At 65.6% G+C, this 16810-nt stretch carries 14 protein-coding genes; 8 read left to right on the plus strand and 6 right to left on the minus strand.

Annotation, left to right across the window (positions count from 1 at the left end):
• Positions 1 to 13: 13 nt before the first annotated feature.
• Positions 14 to 1375, minus strand: coding sequence for an IS110 family RNA-guided transposase (locus tag HMPREF9710_RS24555; RefSeq protein WP_005667535.1), 1362 nt, complete (start codon positions 1373 to 1375; stop codon positions 14 to 16).
• A 152-nt stretch (positions 1376 to 1527) separates the two neighbouring features.
• On the minus strand, positions 1528 to 2046 hold the full coding sequence (locus HMPREF9710_RS24560; RefSeq protein WP_157225738.1) for a hypothetical protein: 519 nt from the start codon (positions 2044 to 2046) through the stop codon (positions 1528 to 1530).
• A 534-nt stretch (positions 2047 to 2580) separates the two neighbouring features.
• On the opposite strand from HMPREF9710_RS24560, the gene HMPREF9710_RS24565 reads away from it, so the two are divergent.
• Complete coding sequence (locus tag HMPREF9710_RS24565) at positions 2581 to 2781, plus strand: hypothetical protein (protein ID WP_005670960.1); 201 nt, start codon at positions 2581 to 2583, stop codon at positions 2779 to 2781.
• An 82-nt stretch (positions 2782 to 2863) separates the two neighbouring features.
• On the opposite strand, the gene HMPREF9710_RS24570 is transcribed toward HMPREF9710_RS24565, so the two are convergent.
• The gene (locus HMPREF9710_RS24570) at positions 2864 to 4012 is read right to left on the minus strand and encodes a glutathione-independent formaldehyde dehydrogenase (protein ID WP_040778170.1); all 1149 of its coding nucleotides are present in this window, start codon (positions 4010 to 4012) and stop codon (positions 2864 to 2866) included.
• A 376-nt stretch (positions 4013 to 4388) separates the two neighbouring features.
• On the opposite strand from HMPREF9710_RS24570, the gene HMPREF9710_RS24575 reads away from it, so the two are divergent.
• From HMPREF9710_RS24575 to HMPREF9710_RS29015, 4 genes are all read left to right on the plus strand, one after another.
• Complete coding sequence (locus tag HMPREF9710_RS24575) at positions 4389 to 5552, plus strand: L-dopachrome tautomerase-related protein (RefSeq protein WP_005670964.1); 1164 nt, start codon at positions 4389 to 4391, stop codon at positions 5550 to 5552.
• 172 nt (positions 5553 to 5724) lie between these two features.
• A complete protein-coding gene (locus HMPREF9710_RS24580) occupies positions 5725 to 6345 on the plus strand; it encodes an SRPBCC family protein (RefSeq protein ID WP_051205195.1) in 621 nt (206 codons plus the stop codon).
• 10 nt (positions 6346 to 6355) lie between these two features.
• Positions 6356 to 6658: an alcohol dehydrogenase catalytic domain-containing protein gene (locus HMPREF9710_RS29010; protein WP_005670968.1), complete on the plus strand. Its 303-nt coding sequence runs from the start codon at positions 6356 to 6358 to the stop codon at positions 6656 to 6658.
• 126 nt (positions 6659 to 6784) lie between these two features.
• Positions 6785 to 7528, plus strand: coding sequence for a zinc-binding dehydrogenase (locus HMPREF9710_RS29015; RefSeq protein WP_005670969.1), 744 nt, complete (start codon positions 6785 to 6787; stop codon positions 7526 to 7528).
• A gap of 200 nt (positions 7529 to 7728) precedes the next feature.
• On the opposite strand, the gene HMPREF9710_RS24590 is transcribed toward HMPREF9710_RS29015, so the two are convergent.
• Positions 7729 to 8142 (minus strand): Rrf2 family transcriptional regulator, encoded by a 414-nt coding sequence (locus tag HMPREF9710_RS24590; RefSeq protein ID WP_005670971.1) that lies wholly within the window; start codon positions 8140 to 8142, stop codon positions 7729 to 7731.
• A gap of 412 nt (positions 8143 to 8554) precedes the next feature.
• On the opposite strand from HMPREF9710_RS24590, the gene HMPREF9710_RS24595 reads away from it, so the two are divergent.
• Together HMPREF9710_RS24595 and galB are read left to right on the plus strand one after the other, a co-directional pair.
• Complete coding sequence (locus tag HMPREF9710_RS24595; RefSeq protein ID WP_005670973.1) at positions 8555 to 10255, plus strand: glycoside hydrolase family 43 protein; 1701 nt, start codon at positions 8555 to 8557, stop codon at positions 10253 to 10255.
• A gap of 144 nt (positions 10256 to 10399) precedes the next feature.
• Positions 10400 to 13204: a beta-galactosidase GalB gene (gene galB / locus HMPREF9710_RS24600; protein WP_081590011.1), complete on the plus strand. Its 2805-nt coding sequence runs from the start codon at positions 10400 to 10402 to the stop codon at positions 13202 to 13204.
• A 70-nt stretch (positions 13205 to 13274) separates the two neighbouring features.
• Here galB and HMPREF9710_RS24605 read toward each other — a convergent pair whose 3' ends face one another.
• Positions 13275 to 13868 (minus strand): CGNR zinc finger domain-containing protein, encoded by a 594-nt coding sequence (locus HMPREF9710_RS24605; protein ID WP_005670977.1) that lies wholly within the window; start codon positions 13866 to 13868, stop codon positions 13275 to 13277.
• Between the two features lie 132 nt (positions 13869 to 14000).
• Between HMPREF9710_RS24605 and HMPREF9710_RS24610 the strand changes: the two genes are divergently transcribed.
• On the plus strand, positions 14001 to 14939 hold the full coding sequence (locus tag HMPREF9710_RS24610; protein ID WP_005670979.1) for an alpha/beta fold hydrolase: 939 nt from the start codon (positions 14001 to 14003) through the stop codon (positions 14937 to 14939).
• A gap of 152 nt (positions 14940 to 15091) precedes the next feature.
• On the opposite strand, the gene HMPREF9710_RS24615 is transcribed toward HMPREF9710_RS24610, so the two are convergent.
• On the minus strand, positions 15092 to 16723 hold the full coding sequence (locus tag HMPREF9710_RS24615; protein ID WP_005670981.1) for an alpha,alpha-trehalose-phosphate synthase (UDP-forming): 1632 nt from the start codon (positions 16721 to 16723) through the stop codon (positions 15092 to 15094).
• Positions 16724 to 16810 lie beyond the last annotated feature (87 nt).

Raw genomic sequence — 16810 nt, forward strand, 5'->3', positions numbered from 1 at the left:
CTTCCTAAGAAACTCACCCGCTAGCCATTGATTCCTGAGGCTGCAGAGCAAATCCGAACTGCGCTGCGCGCCGATGCAGCTGCTTGACCACGCGATCGCGATACTGCTGTTCATAGTGGTCGGCACCGGGGTCCCGGTAATCCATACCATACCGCATAGCGTTGTAAAACAGGACCGCAATCTTGCGGGCTGTGGCGGTCACTGCTTTGGCCGTGCCGATGCGTCCTGCAAGACGTCGGTAGAACGCGCCGAGCGCGGTGTCGCTCCGTCCAACGGTGACGGCTGCCAGTCGAATCGCGACGGTCAGCCGGCTGCTGGTCTTGCGCGTATGCGCCGACAGCACCTTGCCGCCGCTGATTTTGCAGCCGGGTGACAACGTCAACCATGACGTGAAGTGTTTCGCGCTACGCCATCGACCCATGTCCGTACCACATTCGCCGATAAACCGTAATGCCAGGAATGGGCCGACGCCGTGGATTTGCGTGAGATCGGTGCCGGTTAGCTGATACAGGGCAGCGCGCACGTCAAACTTAGGATCGCTCGGCATTTTGCTGCGATGTTTGGCCTTCGGGAGCGGCGCGTCCGGCATCGTCTTGCCAATGTTCAGCCCCGCCACCGTACGTTCGATTTCCACGTCGCATTCGTCGATGCAGCGCTGATAAAAATCGTAAAGGGCAAGCGCCTGCTTGAGCGCAAACACGTGTTCGGGCTGGTAATTACCAACCAGCGCACTGCGGATGGTTTCCAGGCTTTCCTTGCAGCGCACATCGCGCATCGCCGCCAACGTATCGGGATTGCGCTCGCCGGCAACGATGGCACGGATGATCCTCATGCCCGTGACGCCGGTGATCGTGGCGATAACGTGATGGAGCTGAATGTTCATGAACGTCAGCGCCTTCTGCATGTGCTGGATATGTGCGGCAGCGTAGTCGGTGTGCTTCTCGCGGGCGCGAAGATAGGCCCGCAACTCTGCGATATCGCGGCCAGGACGGAAGCTAGCACGCAGCAGGCCGCAGGCATGCAAACGCTGCAGCCACTGGGCATCGTTGACGTCGCTTTTTCTACCTGGGACGGCCCGCGCTTCGCGGGCGTTGGCCAGGATGACTTCGAGCCCGTGCGACTCGAGCACTTCAAAGGCGGCGACCCAGTAGACGCCTGTCGATTCCATCACGACCGTTTTCGTTCCGGTTGCAACCAGCCAATTGGCCATGCGTTCCAGATCACTGGTAAAAGCCTGAAACGTCTGGACTGGTTCGTCGCACAGATCCGGGCTGACGGCGGCGACGTGGAATCGTGCACCGATATCGATGCCGGCCGCGAATGGATGAATGATCGGCAGCCCGCTGGGCTTGGATCGTGAACGCTCTCTGGACATGGGCCACCTCCTGGATAGTCAGGTGCAGGACGGGGACTCGGAATTGATCAACTTCCTAAACGGGGTCGCCAGATGGCGCCGCCACATATGAGTCCGCAGCTTCCCCTGGACCAGGTTTTTTGACGGGGTCTATGCCTCCAAAAAGCGTTCGGTCACAGTCCTGCGTGCAACCAGTGTACTCTTCTGGAGTTTCTATTCATGAGGGCCACGGGCGACCGTGCGGGGCGGTTTTTTAACACCTCCCACGTATACGGATTCGGGGCATCGGCAGGATCGGACGTTTCTTCTTCCATCTCGCTATCGTCATCGTCCCCGCTGTTACGGTGTTCAATGGCCTCCGCCCGCGCGTCCTCCACCGTATAGATTTCATCTTCTTCATTGTGCAGCTCCTGGACGTATTTCCGCTGTTTGCCCGTCAGGCCATTCATGACCTTCGTGGTTTTTGCCAGCGTTCCAGGCTTGTAGCCTTCAACGACCCGTTGAACAATAGGGCCCCCGCGAACGGCGTCGCCCAGCGCCCGTTGCTGTAGCACGCGCGGGCTGTTATCGATCATTTCGCCGAGTTTGCGTTGCGCCACCGCCGTAGGCCGGTTGTCGACCAATCTCGCCATCGAAGCGGTTTTGATTTGGACGGCATCAGGGTCACTTCTTGATTGGAGTGGTGCTCGCATGTGGCGACCTTGGATGAATGGACTTATCGATCAGATTACTTGATGATAACCCCATTTTGCCTTTACTCGGCCTCGAATCAACTTCTCTCGTGTCGTCGAAACAGCCTTTCGTCCTTTCCCCCTGCAGACAATCTGTCGTCAGCGCCAAAAATGCGCTTGTTCAATGTTGTCGCTAACGGGATCCATCGTACGCTGCACCGGGACAAATCGTCACTTCAGCAGTTGCGATTCAAAATCGAGAAGCGTGGTCTGACGGAGGGTGACGCCTGCATTTCTCGCTGGCCCAACTCAGCCGCTCGGTGCCAACAGCAGTATCAAGGCTGTGGAATTCAGCCATTCAGCCGGCATGAAAACGCATCTACACCCACATCCCATTCTCAGCACATTGACGCTCACCGTATGTGCATGAGATTTTCAAGAATATCTGAAGCCCGAGGCGCCCATGCTTGCGAAGACATTCAAGTCAGGGTTGGCGTATGCGCTGATATTTGCAGCAGTCCCCCGTCGAGCATCAACCTCTTCAAGGAGCAATGGATGAACAAGAAACTGGCTACCCTGCTGTTTGCTATTGGTATCGGCGCCAGCACTTCGGTGTTTGCGTGGCAGGACGTTGAAGCGTGCGTCCGCGGCTGCGGCCAGGTACTGGACGCCTGCCTGCAATTGAGCACGAACGCCGAGGAATCGGCGCACTGCCGGCAAGAGTTCAACGAGTGCAGGGACTGGTGCGGCTTCTAAGGTCGCTGGCAAGACATGCCGTCCGGATGGGCGGCATTTTCCGGCACACGTTTTCGACTATCGTCGGATGCGCCCTGCTCCGCTAGGAACCAGGATGCAGAATCACCTTGGTCCAGCCGTGATCGCGCACGTCGAAGTGCTTGTAGGCGTCCGGCGCCTGGTCCAGCTTCAACTCATGCGACACGATGAACGAAGGTTTCGCTCGGCCGGCGTGGATCAGGTCGCGTAGCTGCCGGTTGTAGGCCTTGACGTTGCACTGGCCGGTGGCGACGCGCTGCCCCTTGAACCACAGCTTGCCCCAGTCGAGCGCGATCTTCCCTTCCTTTTCGAGGGCGTCCGGGCCGTTCGGGTCCTCCGGCACGAACACGCCCACCACGCCGATCCCGCCGGTGAACTTGACCGAGTTGACCAGGTTGTTCATCGTGAGGTTAGGCCGCTCTTGCCGGTGATGGTGGTGGTCGTGGCACTGGTAGCCGACACATTCGCAGCCCACGTCGGCGCCCTGCCCGTGGGTCAAGTCCATGACCCGCTGCACCGGGTCTTCCTTGGAAAAATCGATCGCCACCGCGCCGATCGACTCGGCCAGCTTGAGCCGGTCCGAGTGGCAGTCGACCACCATCACACTGCACGCCCCCTTGATCATCGCAGAATGCGCGGCCATGAGGCCGACCGGTCCGGCGCCGTAGATCACCACCGCGTCGCCGGGCTTCATGCCGGCCAGTTCGGTCGCGTGCCAGCCGGTCGGGAAGATGTCGGCGCACATCACGTAGTCGGACTGCTTTTCCTCGGCGTCGGGCGGCAGCTTCAGGCACATGAAGTCGGCCCAGGGCACGCGCAGGTATTCGGCTTGCCCGCCCTGCCATGGTCCCATGTCGGCGAAGCCGAAAGCGCCGCCGGCCACGCCAGGTTCGTTCGCCTTGAGGCAATAGGCGGTCAGGCCGCGTTCGCAGTTCCTGCAATGTCCGCAGCTGATATTGAAGGGCATGCAGACCCAGTCGCCGGGCTTGAGCCGCTCGACCGCGGGACCGACTTCCATGACCACGCCGAGGTTCTCGTGGCCGAAGACGCGGCCCTGCTCGAAGTCGGTCCTCCCCTCGTACATGTGCAGGTCGGAGCCGCAGATGTTGGTGCTGGTGATTCGGACGATGGCGTCCGTCGGACGTTCGATCTTTGGATCCGGCACATCTTCGACGGCCACCTGGTTGGGGCCTCGATAGACAACAGCTTTCATAATCCACGCCTTGAGCTGCCAGGAAATAGCCTGCCCTGCGTGCCCAATGACGACACGCGGCAATCTGTTCCGGCAGTGGTTGGCGATATCCGCGAAAGGCGCCCGCGGAACCATCTGCCTGCCGCCGACGCATCGATGGTCGGTGGCAGAAGCGACACAGGTTAGACACGCGTTCGCCCCGCCGCAAGCGGCGATTCGATTGAAGCGAGCACAGCCGAGTCGCTTTATTTGGACGTCTTCACAAACTCGCGAAGCAGCCTTGCGGGGTGGTGGCGATCGGTGTAGCTTTGCGCATTCCATGTTCCGCCGGCGATCGGCGGCGTCCAGTTCTTGGGGTTCTTGCAGCGCACGCTGCTGTCTTCAGAAAGGAAGCGTCATGCGAATCACTGCCACGTTTCTCGCACTCGTCCTTGCCGGCGCCGGCTGGTCCGCCGCCACGGCAACGGCGCAAACCGAGGCGTCCGCCGCGCAGTCCGAGCACCGCCGGGCCGGCACGACGCTGCAGCAGGCTGCCCAGTTCGAACACCAGGTCACCGGCGTGACCGTGAGCGAACGGGGCCGGTTGTTCGTCAATTTCCCTCGCTGGACAGAAGACGCTCCGGTCTCGGTCGCCGAAGTCATGAAGGACGGCAGCCTGCGTCCTTATCCCAACGAGCAATGGAATGCCTGGCGCAATGTCCGGCGCGACGAGCTCGATCCCGCGCAGCACTGGGTCTGCGTGCAAAGCGTGGTCGCCGACGGCCGCGGCAGCGTATGGGTGGTCGATCCGGCGGCGCCTGCCGTGGACGGCCTCGTGCCGGGAGGACCGAAGCTGGTGCGCATCGATCTGGCGACCGACCGCGTGGCGCAGGTGATCCGGTTCGGCCAGGACGTCGCGATTCCCGGCTCCTACCTCAACGACGTGCGCTTCTCGCACGACGGCAGGCATGCCTTCCTCACCGATGCCGGGCAGCGCGGCGCCCTGGTCGTGGTCGACCTGGCCAGCGGCAAGGCGCGCCGGGTGCTGGACGGCCATCCGTCCACCCAGCCCGAGAAAGGCGTGGTGGTGCGCACCGACGGCAAACCGCTGCGCTATCCGGACGGACGCCCGGTGCTGTTCGCGGCCGACAGCATTGCCCTGTCGTCCGACGGCGCCTGGCTGTACTGGAAAGCGCTGACCGGCACCACCCTGTATCGCATCCGGAGCGCGGCGCTCATCGGACAGGGCCTGGCCGGAGAAGACCTTTCGAGCCAGGTCCAGCCCTACGGCCAGGTCGGGCCGACCGACGGCCTCTGGATCGGGCGCGGCGCCGACATCCTGTACCTCACCTCGATCGAGGACAACGCCATCAAGGCGCGCAGATTGTCCGAAGGCCCGGCCGGCGCAGTGCGCACGGTGCTGCAGGATCCGCGCCTGCGCTGGCCCGACACCTTCAGCGAGGGACCGGACGGCAGCCTGTACGTGACCACCTCGCGCATCCAGGATTCCGCCTTCTTCAACCGGGAGGCGCCGCTGGCGCTGCCGACCCAGCTGTGGCGCCTGCCTGCGCCGCGCAAGTGACATCCTCATGCGGCGCTCCGGCGCCGCCAACCTGCAACCAGTCCGCTCGGCGGGCAATCAGCAAGGGAGTTCAATCATGGCAAGCAGACACTCTGCCGCACCACCGGGCACGGCATCGCGAGCGGGTTCACACGCTGGGCCGTCGCACAATCTTGGCTGGATTCCCATCGCGTTGGGGGGCGCAGCCATCGTGGCCGGACTCGGCGGCCGCAGGAGAGGCGCCGCGGCGCTCGCGCTGAGCGCGGTCGCCGGCGCGGGCGCGCTGGGCGCGCTGCGCAGCACGCAGACCGGCCGGGTAAATGCCGGCGGCGCCCCGGAGGTCGAGCGCTCGATCACGATCGGCAAGAATGAAGACGAACTGCGCCAATACTGGCAAGACCCACGTACGCTGCCGCAGATCATGTCCGGCTTCGCGACCGTGCACGCCACCGGCGAAGGCCGCATGCACTGGAAGATCGAAGGTCCGCTCGGCCGCGCCTGCGAATGGGACACCGAAACGGTGGGCCATTCCGGCGCGGGCATGGGTTGGCGCGCGCTGTCCGATGGCGCGGTCTCGAACGAGGGGTGGATCCGCTTCCACCCCGCCCCGGCCGGTCGCGGCACCGTCGTGACGCTGCGCCTGCGCTTCGAGCCGCCGGGCGGCGCGCTCGGCGAGTGGCTGTTTGAATTGCTGGGCACCGTACCCCTGCGCCTGGTCGCCGATGGCGCGCTCAGGCGCTTCAAGAACCTCGTCGAAACCGGCGAGATCCCAACCACCGCGCGCCAGAGCGCTGCTCGCGCCAACACACACTGAAGGACAGGCCATGCGAGCACTTTACTGGAACGGCGTGAACGACCTGCGGGTCGGCACGGTGAAGGACCCCGAGATCGTGAATCCCCATGACGCCATCCTGCGCGTCAGCCTGTCGACGACCTGCGGCTCGGACCTGCACTTCATCGACGGCTATATCCCGAGCATGAAGGCCGGCGATGTGATCGGCCATGAGTTCATGGGCGTGATCGAGGAAGTCGGCCCGGCGGTCAAGCGCGTCAGGAAGGGCGACCGCGTCGTCGTCCCCTCGTTCATCGTTTGCGGACAATGCTGGTACTGCCAGCATTCCCTTTAATCCCTGTGCGACAACACGCACCCGAAGCCCGAGCTGCAGGAACCGCTCCTTGGCGGCTATCCGACGGCCGGCATCTACGGCTACACCCATGCCTTCGGCGGCTACGCCGGCGCGCACGCGCAATACGTGCGCGTGCCGTTCGCCGACAACGATTGCTTCAAGGTCCCCGACGGGGTGGCGGACGAGACCGCGCTGTTTCTGTCGGATGCGGCGCCGACCGGCTACATGGGCGCCGATTTTTGCGACATCCAGCCAGGCGACACGGTCGCCGTCTGGGGTTGCGGCGGCGTGGGCCTGATGGCGCAGCAAAGCGCGCGGTTGATGGGCGCCGAGCGGGTGATCGCGATCGACCGCTTCCCCGAGCGCTTGCAGATGGCGCGTGCGCACGCCGGTTCCGAGACCATCGACTACACGCAGGTCGACAGCGTGCTGGACGTGTTGAAGGAAATGACGGGAGGACGCGGCCCCGATGCCTGCATCGACGCGGTGGGCATGGAGGCGCACGGCACCGGGCCCCAATACGCCTATGACCGCGTTAAGCAGGCGCTGCACCTGGAGACCGACCGTGGACAGGCCCTGCGCGAAGCTATCATGGCCTGTCGCAAGGGCGGCACGCTGTCGGTGCTCGGCGTCTATGGGCTGATCGACAAGTTCCCGATGGGCGCCATCATGAACAAGGGAATGACGGTACGCACCGCCCAGCAGCACGGGCAAGCCTATATGGAGCGGTTGCTGACTCATGCACAGAAAGGCGAGCTGAACCCTGCCTATCTCGCCACGCACCGCTTTTCGCTGGAAGACGCGCCGCGCGGCTACGACATGTTCAAGCACAAGAAGGACGGCTGCGTGCGCGCGGTGTTCGCGCCGTAACGGCCGACCTGGCCTGACTGTCACTCGTGGAGTGCCGGAATCATGACGTCAAGGCACTTCACGGGCGCAGCGCTTGGTTTTCCCGGCGCGAGGCGGGAACGCGCGGATACCGTCACTCGACGAAATGCAATATGACTTAATCGCCACTCCACCAGTGGCGATTTGCTCTTGCCGCCAGCGACCTGCCCCGGGCGATCCAGTCAAGCATTCGGCGGCGGCATGAAAGCCGACAGCTTGACCTGGCTGAACTCCCGCAGCAAGGCGCCCGCCGCCTGCGCCATCGCCACCTCGAGCGCGCCACTGATCGCCTGTTCCTGGGCGCAGCCGGGATGATCGACATTCGCGCCAATGGCGAAGATCACCGGCTCCTCGAGCGCCTCGTAGACATCCAGCATCGTGATGCTGTCGGGGTCCACCGACAACACCCAGCCACCGTTGCGTCCCGCCGTCGATTGCACATAACCCGCATCGCGCAAACCACCCATCATGCGGCGGACCAGGACCGGATTGGTGTCCAGCACGACGGCCAGCTCTTCCGAACTCGTCGTGCCCTTGCGTCCGTGTATATGAACCAGCGCGTGCAGCATGCGCGCCAGCCTGAAATCAGCTCTCATCGATATCCTCCTGACGCGAGCATACCGCAACTCCGAAAGTATCGGAATAGCCAGCCGCAATCGCCACTCCAGAAGTTCTTATTTATCAGAGTACGTCGCCGCGCCCCTCCCCACCCGGTCGCCTCGATTGCAGCTCCTTCTCTTGGTGGCTATGGTGGGTAGTGTTATTTTGTCCGTAGTTCGCGGCTATGAGGATAATTTAATGGTTTGTTTGCTATGTTGGTTAGTTACGTTTTTTAATACGATAAAACAGCGCACCATTTCAAGCCACACCTTTCGGATGCCTGAACATTGCAGTCTGGTATTTATTGGACGACAATGATTGCGCAATCATCTGGCGGTGATCCCTTTTCGCTCACTCCGTCCGCTTCACGAGGCCCACCCGCGTGGGGCCACTTTTTTCAAGGTCATCATGATTTCTCCACGTACCCTGGCAGGCCTGGCATCGTTGGCCGCACTGGCGGCCTGCTCCACTCCGGGCGGCCAACCCGATGTCGACGCCATATCGCCACAGGCCGCCCTCTTCGAACGCTTCAGCTACGAAGGACGGTCGCAGGAAACGGCGACCCCTAGCGCCACCCAGTACCGCAACCCGATCCTGTCCGGCTACTACCCCGACCCTTCCGTGCTGCGCGTGGAAGACGACTTTTACCTGATCAACTCGTCGTTCACGAATTTCCCCGGCCTGCCGCTGTTCCACTCGCGCGACCTGAGCACCTGGACCCAGGTCGCCAACGTGATCACCCGCCCCTCGCAGGCGAATTTCCAGGGCCTGCGCTCGTCGCGCGGCATCTACGCCCCCGATATCTCGTACCACGAGGGCGTGTTCTATGTGGTCACCACCTGCGTCGATTGCGGCGGCAATATGGTCATGACGGCCACCAGGCCGGAAGGCCCCTGGTCCGAGCCGGTCAAGCTGGCCTTCGGCGGCATCGATCCTTCGCTGTTCTGGGATGCGGACGGCAAGGTCTACCTGGTCGGCAACGACGCGCCGGCCGGGAAGCCGCGCTACGACGGCCATCGCGCCATCTGGGTCCAGGAATTCGACCCGGCCGCACTGGCGGTCAAGGGCGAGCGCACCCTGCTCGTCAACGGCGGCGTCGACATCGCGGCCGAGCCCAGCTGGATCGAAGGACCGCACATCTTCCGCCGCGGCGCCTACTACTACCTGATCGCGGCCGAGGGCGGCACCGGCGACAACCACTCCCAGGTGGTGTTCCGCTCGACCAGCGTGCGCGGCCCGTTCACGCCCTACGCGCACAATCCGATCCTCAGCCAGCGCAAACTCGATCCGGCGCGCCCGAATCCGGTGACCTCGGCCGGCCACGCCAAGTTCGTCCAGACCCCGGATGGGCAATGGTGGGCAACCTTCCTGGCCACCCGCCCCTACCGCGACGGCATGTACAACATCGGACGCGAAACCTTCCTGCTGCCGGTCAGCTGGAAGGACGACTGGCCGCTCGTGCTCGCGGACGGCAAGGCGATTCCCTTCGTCGCCGCCCGGCCGGCGCTGCCGGCGCAAGCGCGGCCCGCCTTGCCGCTTTCCGGCGACTTCGCCTATGTCGACGAATTCGACGGCGCCCGCTTGTCCGACGCCTGGATCGGCGTGCGCACCCCGGCGGCGCCGTTCCACCGCCTGGAAGCGGGCCGCCTGGTGCTGGAGCCGCGCGGCCGGCTCGGCGACCTGGAAGCCACGCCGGCCTTCCTCGCGCGCCGCCAGCAGCATCACATCGCCACGGTCGCTACCCGCCTGCGCTTTCGTCCCGCCCGCGAAGGCGACCGCGCCGGACTGGTGGCCTACCAGAGCGACGCTTCGCACCTGTTCTACGGGGTGACGCGGATGGGCCAGCGCGACGTGCTGGCCCTGACCATGCGCGACAAGGGCGACGCCGACCGCCTGCTGGCCAGCGCATCCGTGGACGGCGACGCGATCGACCTCGAGATCCGCTTCGATGGCGGGCGCGCGGACTTCTTCTACAGCGCCGGTGGCGTGCGGCGCGTGCTGCGCGCCGGGGTCGATGCCAGCTTCCTGTCGACCAGCAGGGCCGGCGGATTCACCGGCACGATCGTCGGCCCTTACGTCTGGCGCTCCGGCGCGACAGGTCCGGACTAGTCGTATTGACGGGCTGATCGAGTGTTAACATTTTTTGTTATACGCTACCATTTAAAGTTAAGCAATGGTAGGCTTATCGGATAACGTACCTCGAGCATAACAATATCGACAGGAGGAGACTTGGAACGACATCCGCCAACATTCATGGCAGGCAGCCGCGCGCCCCGCGCCCTTGACGCTGCCTTTGCCGCCTGCCTGCTGGCCGCGGCGCTCGGCACGACGCTGGCGACACCCCCGGCCGCCGCCCAGCCGGCCACGCAGGTCGCGCCATCCGAGGGACGCCAGCGCATCGACTTCAACGACGGCTGGCGCTTCACCCTGGGCGACCCGGGCGGCGACTCGGCGCCCTACCTGTATGACGTGCGCCCCGAGGTCAAGAAGTCGGCCGACGGCAAGGACGCCGACGCCAGGCCCGATCAGGCGGTCCGGGTCGAGCGCGGCGGCGTGGCCCTGCTCAAGCCATGGATACTCCCGAGCGGCAATGCCTTCATCAAGGATCCGGCGCGCCGCCATGCGCGGCCGGCGCTTGACCCGGCCGTCGAAGCGCCGTACGCGCGCCTGGGCTTCGACGACAGCGCCTGGGCCAGGGTGCGCCTGCCGCACGACTGGGCGATCGCCGGCCCCTTCCTCGAAACCGGGCCATATGGCGGCATGGGCCGCCTCAAGACCTGGGGGCCGGCGTGGTATCGCAAGACGCTCGAGCTGAGCGCGGCCGACCGCGGCAAGCAGATCTTCCTCGACGTCGACGGCGCGATGGCCTATGCCAGCGTCTGGGTCAATGGCCGGCTGGCCGGCGGCTGGCCCTATGGCTACAACTCGTTCCGCATCGACCTGACTCCGTACCTGACGCCGGGCGCCAGCAACCAGGTCGCGATCCGCCTCGACAACACGCCCGAATCGGCGCGCTGGTATCCCGGCGCGGGCCTGTACCGCAACGTCTGGATCACCAAGACGGCGCCGCTGCACGTCGGCCAGTGGGGCGTGCAGGTCACCACGCCGCGCGTGTCGAAGCAATCCGCCCAGGTGGCCTGGCGCGTCACCCTCGACAACAAGGGCGCCGCGCCGGTCAAGGCGGAGGTCATCACCGAACTGCTGGAGCTCGACCCCCAGGGCAGGCCCACCGGCCAGCCGGTGGCGCGCGTGACGTCTCCCGCGTCGACTGTCATGCCGGGCGCCAGCGCCAGCGTGGACGGCACGGCGACCCTGGCCAGGCCGCGCCTGTGGGGGCCGCCGCCGACCCAGCAGCCCAACCGCTACCTGGCGGTGACCACGGTGCGCCAGGATGGCCGGGTGGTCGACCGCGTCGAGACGCCGTTCGGCATCCGCACGCTGCGCTTCGACGGCAAGGAGGGCGTGTTCGTCAACGGCGAAAAGATCGTGCTGCGCGGCGTGAACAACCACCACGACCTCGGCGCGCTCGGCGCCGCCTTCAACGTGCGCGCGGCCGAACGCCAGCTCGAACTGCTGCGCGAGATGGGCGCCAACGCCGTGCGCATGGCCCATAATCCTCCCGACCCGCAACTGCTCGAACTGACCGACCGCATGGGCATCCTGGTGGTGGACGAGGTGTTCGACTCGTGGCAGCGCAAGAAGACGCCGCTCGACTTCCACCTGATCTTCGACGACTGGCACGAGCAGGACCTGCGCGCGATGATCCGGCGCGACCGCAACCACCCGTCGATCATCATGTGGAGCATCGGGAACGAGGTCGGCGAGCAGTACACCGACCACGAGGGCGCGGCGCTCGCGCGTCGCCTGCATACGATCTCGCGCGACGAAGACCCGAGCCGCCCCACCGCCTTGTCCATGAACTACGCCAAGCCGCACATGCCGCTGCCGGCGGAGGTGGACATCATCAGCCTGAACTACCAGGGCGAAGGCATCCGCCAGGATCCGGAGTTCGAGGGCACCGACCGCATCCGCACCCCACCGCAGTATCCGGGCTTTCACCAGGCGTTCCCGGACAAGGTGATCCTCACCAGCGAATCGGCGTCGGCGTTCAGCAGTCGCGGCGTGTATTTCTTCCCCGTCCATCCAACCGACAGCTCGATCGTGCGCGATGGCCGCGGCGGCGACTCTAAGCTGCAGCAGGTGAGCTCCTATGAGCTGTACGCGGTCGATTTCGGCTCGTCGGCCGACAAGGTGTTCGCCTCGCTCGACCGCCATCCCTACGTTGCCGGCGAATTCGTCTGGACCGGCTTCGACTACCTGGGCGAACCGACCCCGTACTACGGCGCGCGCAGTTCCTATACCGGCATCCTGGACCTGGCCGGCTTCAAGAAGGACCGCTTCTGGCTGTACCAGTCGCGCTGGCGTCCGAACCTCAAAATGGCCCACATCCTGCCGCACTGGACCTGGCCGGAGCGGGTCGGCCAGGTGACGCCGGTGCACGTGTTCACCTCGGGCGACGAGGCCGAGCTGTTCGTCAACGACAAGTCGCAGGGCCGCAAGAAGAAGGCGCCGTTCACCTACCGCCTGCGCTGGGACGAGGTCAGGTACGAGCCGGGCGAGGTGCGCGTGGTGAGCTACAAGGCCGGCCAGGAATGGGCGCGCGCGAGCGTGAAAACGGCGGGCGCAGCGGCTGCACTGCAGGCCGGCGCCGATCGCACCACGATCGCCGGCGATGGACGCGACCTGGCGTTCGTCACCGTGCGCATCGCCGACAAGGCCGGCGTCGATGTGCCGCGCAGCATGCAGCGGGTGCGCTTCACGGTCGAGGGCCCGGGCGAACTGGTGGCCACCGACAACGGCGACCCGACCAGCTTCGAACCGTTCCCGTCGGCGGAGCGCGCCGCCTTCAACGGGCTGGTGCTCGGCATCGTGCGCGCCAGGCCGGGCGCCAGCGGCCCGATCACGGTGCGGGTGACCGCCGAGGGGCTGGCGCCGGCGTCGGTGACGCTGCAGGCACAGCCGGCGAACGGCCCGACCCAGGCGCACCGACGGCCGTGATCACCCTGCAAGCGCGGCCTCCCGCCAACCGCAACGCATGCAGTTGCAGTCAGCGCTGCACGCCGATGACTCAAGCCGTGGCGCGGGTGCGTTTGCGAAACTCGGCCGCCTTGTGCCGGTTGCCGCACAGCGCCATGCTGCACCAGCGCCGGCGGTGCGACTTGGTGCGGTCATAGAACCACAGCACGCAATCGGGATGCTCGCACTGGCGCACATACTCGAACTGTCCGGTGGCCAGCAGCTGCGCCACCGACTCGGCCACCTGGCCCAGCGCCTGCCGCGGCGACGGCGCGGGTAGCCGGCGCGCGAGCCGGGGGCCGTCCTCGCCCCACTCCAGCACCGGCGCCGACTGCATCGCCGCCAGGTAACGATTGATCCGATCCGGACTGCCCCGCTCTCCCTCCTTGCGCCGCTCGACGAGTTCGCGTGCGATCGACCTCAACTCCCTGGCGTCCCGTAACAGCCCATCCCTGGCCGCCTGGTCGCCCGCTTCGCCCGCATCGATGCCGCAGCGCCCCAGCCAGCGCGCTACATCATCCCAACTGCCCCAGAAATCGACGTACTGCCCGCCCTTGCCGGCTTCGGTATTGAGCAGATCGAGCGCCGGGTGATCGGCGATGAGCAGCGGTTCGCTCAAGGCCGCCTCTTGTGTGTTGTCAGCCATGGTCTTCCTTTTGCAATAACCATCAACATTATACTTGAATGGTTACTTAAAGCATGCCATACTGGATTCATAACCCCTTAAATCCATCGTTGATGGTTACTTAAATAACCCACCTCATACAGGGAGCTCGTCATGAAAAGCATATTGAATCCACTCTTGATGGCAGCCGCAATCGGCAGCGCCGGCGCTGCCCCGGCTGCGGAACAGGCGCCCGTCGTGCGCTACGACACGATCCAGGCCGGGGGCGCCGACGTGTTCTACCGCGAAGCCGGCCCGAAAGACGCGCCCGCCGTCTTGCTGCTGCACGGCTTCGGCGCCTCGTCGCACATGTTCCGCGAACTGATCCCGCAGCTGGCCACCGGCTACCATGTGGTCGCCCCCGATCTCCCCGGCTTCGGACTGACGAACACCGGCAAGTCCTTCAGGTACACCTTCGACAACCTGGCCGACGTGATCGACGCCTTCACCACCGCCAAGGGCCTGCAGCGCTATGCGATCTATGTGTTCGACTACGGCGCGCCGGTCGGCTGGCGCCTGGCGGTGCGCCATCCCGAAAAGATCACGGCCATCGTGAGCCAGAACGGCAATGCCTACGAAGAAGGCCTGAGCCCGGGCTGGGCCCCGATGCGGGCCGCCTGGGCCGATCCGACGCCCGCGAATCGCGAGGCGTTGCGCAAGTTCAATACGCTCGACATGCTCAAATGGCAGTACGTGGAGGGAGTGAAGGACACGTCAGGGGTGGCGCCCGACGGCTATCTGCTGGCCCATGAGGCGATCGAGCGCATCGGCGTGGATCCGCAGATGGACCTGCTGGTCGACTACGGCACGAACATCAAGCAATACGCGCAGCTGCACGAATTCTTCCGTCGCCATCAGCCGCCGACCCTGGCCATCTGGGGCAAGAACGATCCCTTCTTCCTGCCGCCCGGCGCCGAAGCCTTCCAGCGCGACAATCCGAAGGCCGAGGTGCGTTTCCTGGACACCGGCCACTTCGCGATCGAGACCCACGGCGCCGAGATCGCGGGCGCGATGCGCGACTTCCTGGACCGCCACCTGGGCGGGCGCCGGTAGACCAACGCGCCGGCCGGCCCTGGCCGCTACTGCGCCGCAGCGCCGCAGCCGGCCAGCGCCTTCAGCTGCTGCGCGCGCATGAAGCTGCAACAGGTCACGATCTCGCGCACCGGCGCGATCGCCAGCTGGATGGATTCCCCGATATCGCTGAGTTAGGCAGCCCGCTGCCCGAGCCGGGCCAGGGCCGGACGTGCGCCGCGGCCGGCCGCGATCCGCATGCCGTCGCCCAGCAGGCGGGCTGCCCAGCCGAAGACCGTGTTCTGGCTCACCACGCCGCGCATGGCGCGCATGCGGGTCATCTGTTCCTGGGGCGACATGTCCAGCGCGTGTCCGATGGCGCGGGCGATGCCGGCGATGTCGCGCGGTTCGACCAGCAAGGCCTGTTCCAGTTCGGCCGCGGCCCCGGCCTGGCGGCTGAGCACCAGCGCGCCGCGCAAGTCATTGCGCGCCGCCACGAACTCCTTGGCGACCAGGTTCATCCCGTCGTGCAGGCTCGTCACCAGGCACACGTCGCTGGCGCGGTAGCAGTCGCTGACGGTGGCCGCATTGGCGCTGGCGGCATGCAGCACCACCGGCCGCCAGGCGCCATGAACGGCATGATTACTGAAGCGGGCATTGATCCTGTCGGTCAGCGCCTTCACCTGGCGCGCGATCTCCTGGTAGGCGGGCAAGGCGCCGCGGCATGGCGCGCCGATCTGCAGCAAGGTCACCTGGCCCAGCAGTTCCGGGCGCGCCTCCAGCAGCAGTTCGAAGGCCTGCAGCCGCTCGGGAATGCCCTTGGTGTAATCCATGCGGTCGACGCCGACCAGCAGGCGCACCCCCGGCGCGATGCCGAAGCGGCGCCGGACCTCGTCGCCCAGGCCGGGGGCGGGCAGCTCCTGGCGGCCGGGCCAGGCGATCGAGATCGGATAGGCGTCGACGTGGGCGGCGCCAATATCCTGTGCGCAGGCGGCGCGCGCCAGCTGGAAGTTGGCCAGGTCGGCCGGGGTCTGCAGGCCGACCACGGTGCTGGCCAGCAAGCCCGCCATCACCTGTTCGCGCCATGGCAGGCGCGCCAGGCGCTGCGGCGCCGGGAACGGAATATGCCAGAACAGCACGATGACCGCCTCCGGCAGGCGCTCGCGCACCATCTGCGGCACCAGCGCCAGGTGATAATCCTGGACCAGCACCACCGGACGCGCGCTCGCGGCTTCGGCCACCACGGCCTCGGCGAAGCGGCGGTTGACCCGCACGTAATGCTCCCAATCGGCGGCGCGGAAGGTCGGCTCGACGTCGGTGCGGTGGCATAGCGGCCACAGGCCTTCGTTGGACAGGCCGTCGTAGTAGCCGGCGACTTCGTCCTCGTCCAGCCACAGGCGGCGCAGACGGTAGGGCGCGTCCAGGTATAGCTTGCGCACATGGTCGCGCTCGTCGCAGGTGGCGCGGTCGGCGTCGCCGCTACCGTGGGCGATCCAGCAGCCGCCCTCCTTGGCCAGCACGGCTTCGAGCGCCGTGACCAGGCCGCCGGCGGGACGCTGGGCCGCGATGCCGTCTGGCGTATGGGAATGGATGCATGGCGCCCGGTTCGAGACGACGATCAGGTCGTCGCCACAGCCCAGCTGCTCGAGCAGGCGCGCCAGGTCGGCGCTGTCGCGCACGTCGTCCGGCGCGAGGAGGCCGGCCGGCGGTTGATGGTTGCGGCCGTGGCGGCCATCGCCGGGCAGCTGCTCCGGAAGATGGGTCGGTAGATGCGCTGGATTGCCGCGCACCCGCGTGGTGGGGTGGGTTTGGTATCTCGCTGTCATGCAAACAGCTTAATATGTTAACGCTCAAACCCACCGTGCGCCAGCGTACTCAAACTGACAATTTACCTAGAAGCAACTTAGAGTCGG

The sequence above is a fragment of the Massilia timonae CCUG 45783 genome, assembly GCF_000315425.1.
GTDB classification, from domain to species: Bacteria; Pseudomonadota; Gammaproteobacteria; order Burkholderiales; family Burkholderiaceae_D; genus Telluria; species Telluria timonae.

What these genes read in the sequence shown, in the direction of transcription:
- HMPREF9710_RS24555 (WP_005667535.1), bottom strand. Translation starts at nt 1,375, where the DNA reads ATGTCCAGAGAGCGTTCACGATCCAAGCCCAGCGGGCTGCCGATCATT.
- HMPREF9710_RS24605 (WP_005670977.1), bottom strand. Translation starts at nt 13,868, where the DNA reads ATGGCTGACAACACACAAGAGGCGGCCTTGAGCGAACCGCTGCTCATC.
- HMPREF9710_RS24565 (WP_005670960.1), top strand. Translation starts at nt 2,581, where the DNA reads ATGAACAAGAAACTGGCTACCCTGCTGTTTGCTATTGGTATCGGCGCC.
- galB (WP_081590011.1), top strand. Translation starts at nt 10,400, where the DNA reads ATGGCAGGCAGCCGCGCGCCCCGCGCCCTTGACGCTGCCTTTGCCGCC.
- HMPREF9710_RS24610 (WP_005670979.1), top strand. Translation starts at nt 14,001, where the DNA reads ATGAAAAGCATATTGAATCCACTCTTGATGGCAGCCGCAATCGGCAGC.
- HMPREF9710_RS24570 (WP_040778170.1), bottom strand. Translation starts at nt 4,012, where the DNA reads ATGAAAGCTGTTGTCTATCGAGGCCCCAACCAGGTGGCCGTCGAAGAT.
- HMPREF9710_RS29010 (WP_005670968.1), top strand. Translation starts at nt 6,356, where the DNA reads ATGCGAGCACTTTACTGGAACGGCGTGAACGACCTGCGGGTCGGCACG.
- HMPREF9710_RS24595 (WP_005670973.1), top strand. Translation starts at nt 8,555, where the DNA reads ATGATTTCTCCACGTACCCTGGCAGGCCTGGCATCGTTGGCCGCACTG.
- HMPREF9710_RS24590 (WP_005670971.1), bottom strand. Translation starts at nt 8,142, where the DNA reads ATGAGAGCTGATTTCAGGCTGGCGCGCATGCTGCACGCGCTGGTTCAT.
- HMPREF9710_RS24575 (WP_005670964.1), top strand. Translation starts at nt 4,389, where the DNA reads ATGCGAATCACTGCCACGTTTCTCGCACTCGTCCTTGCCGGCGCCGGC.
- HMPREF9710_RS24560 (WP_157225738.1), bottom strand. Translation starts at nt 2,046, where the DNA reads ATGCGAGCACCACTCCAATCAAGAAGTGACCCTGATGCCGTCCAAATC.
- HMPREF9710_RS24615 (WP_005670981.1), bottom strand. Translation starts at nt 16,723, where the DNA reads ATGACAGCGAGATACCAAACCCACCCCACCACGCGGGTGCGCGGCAAT.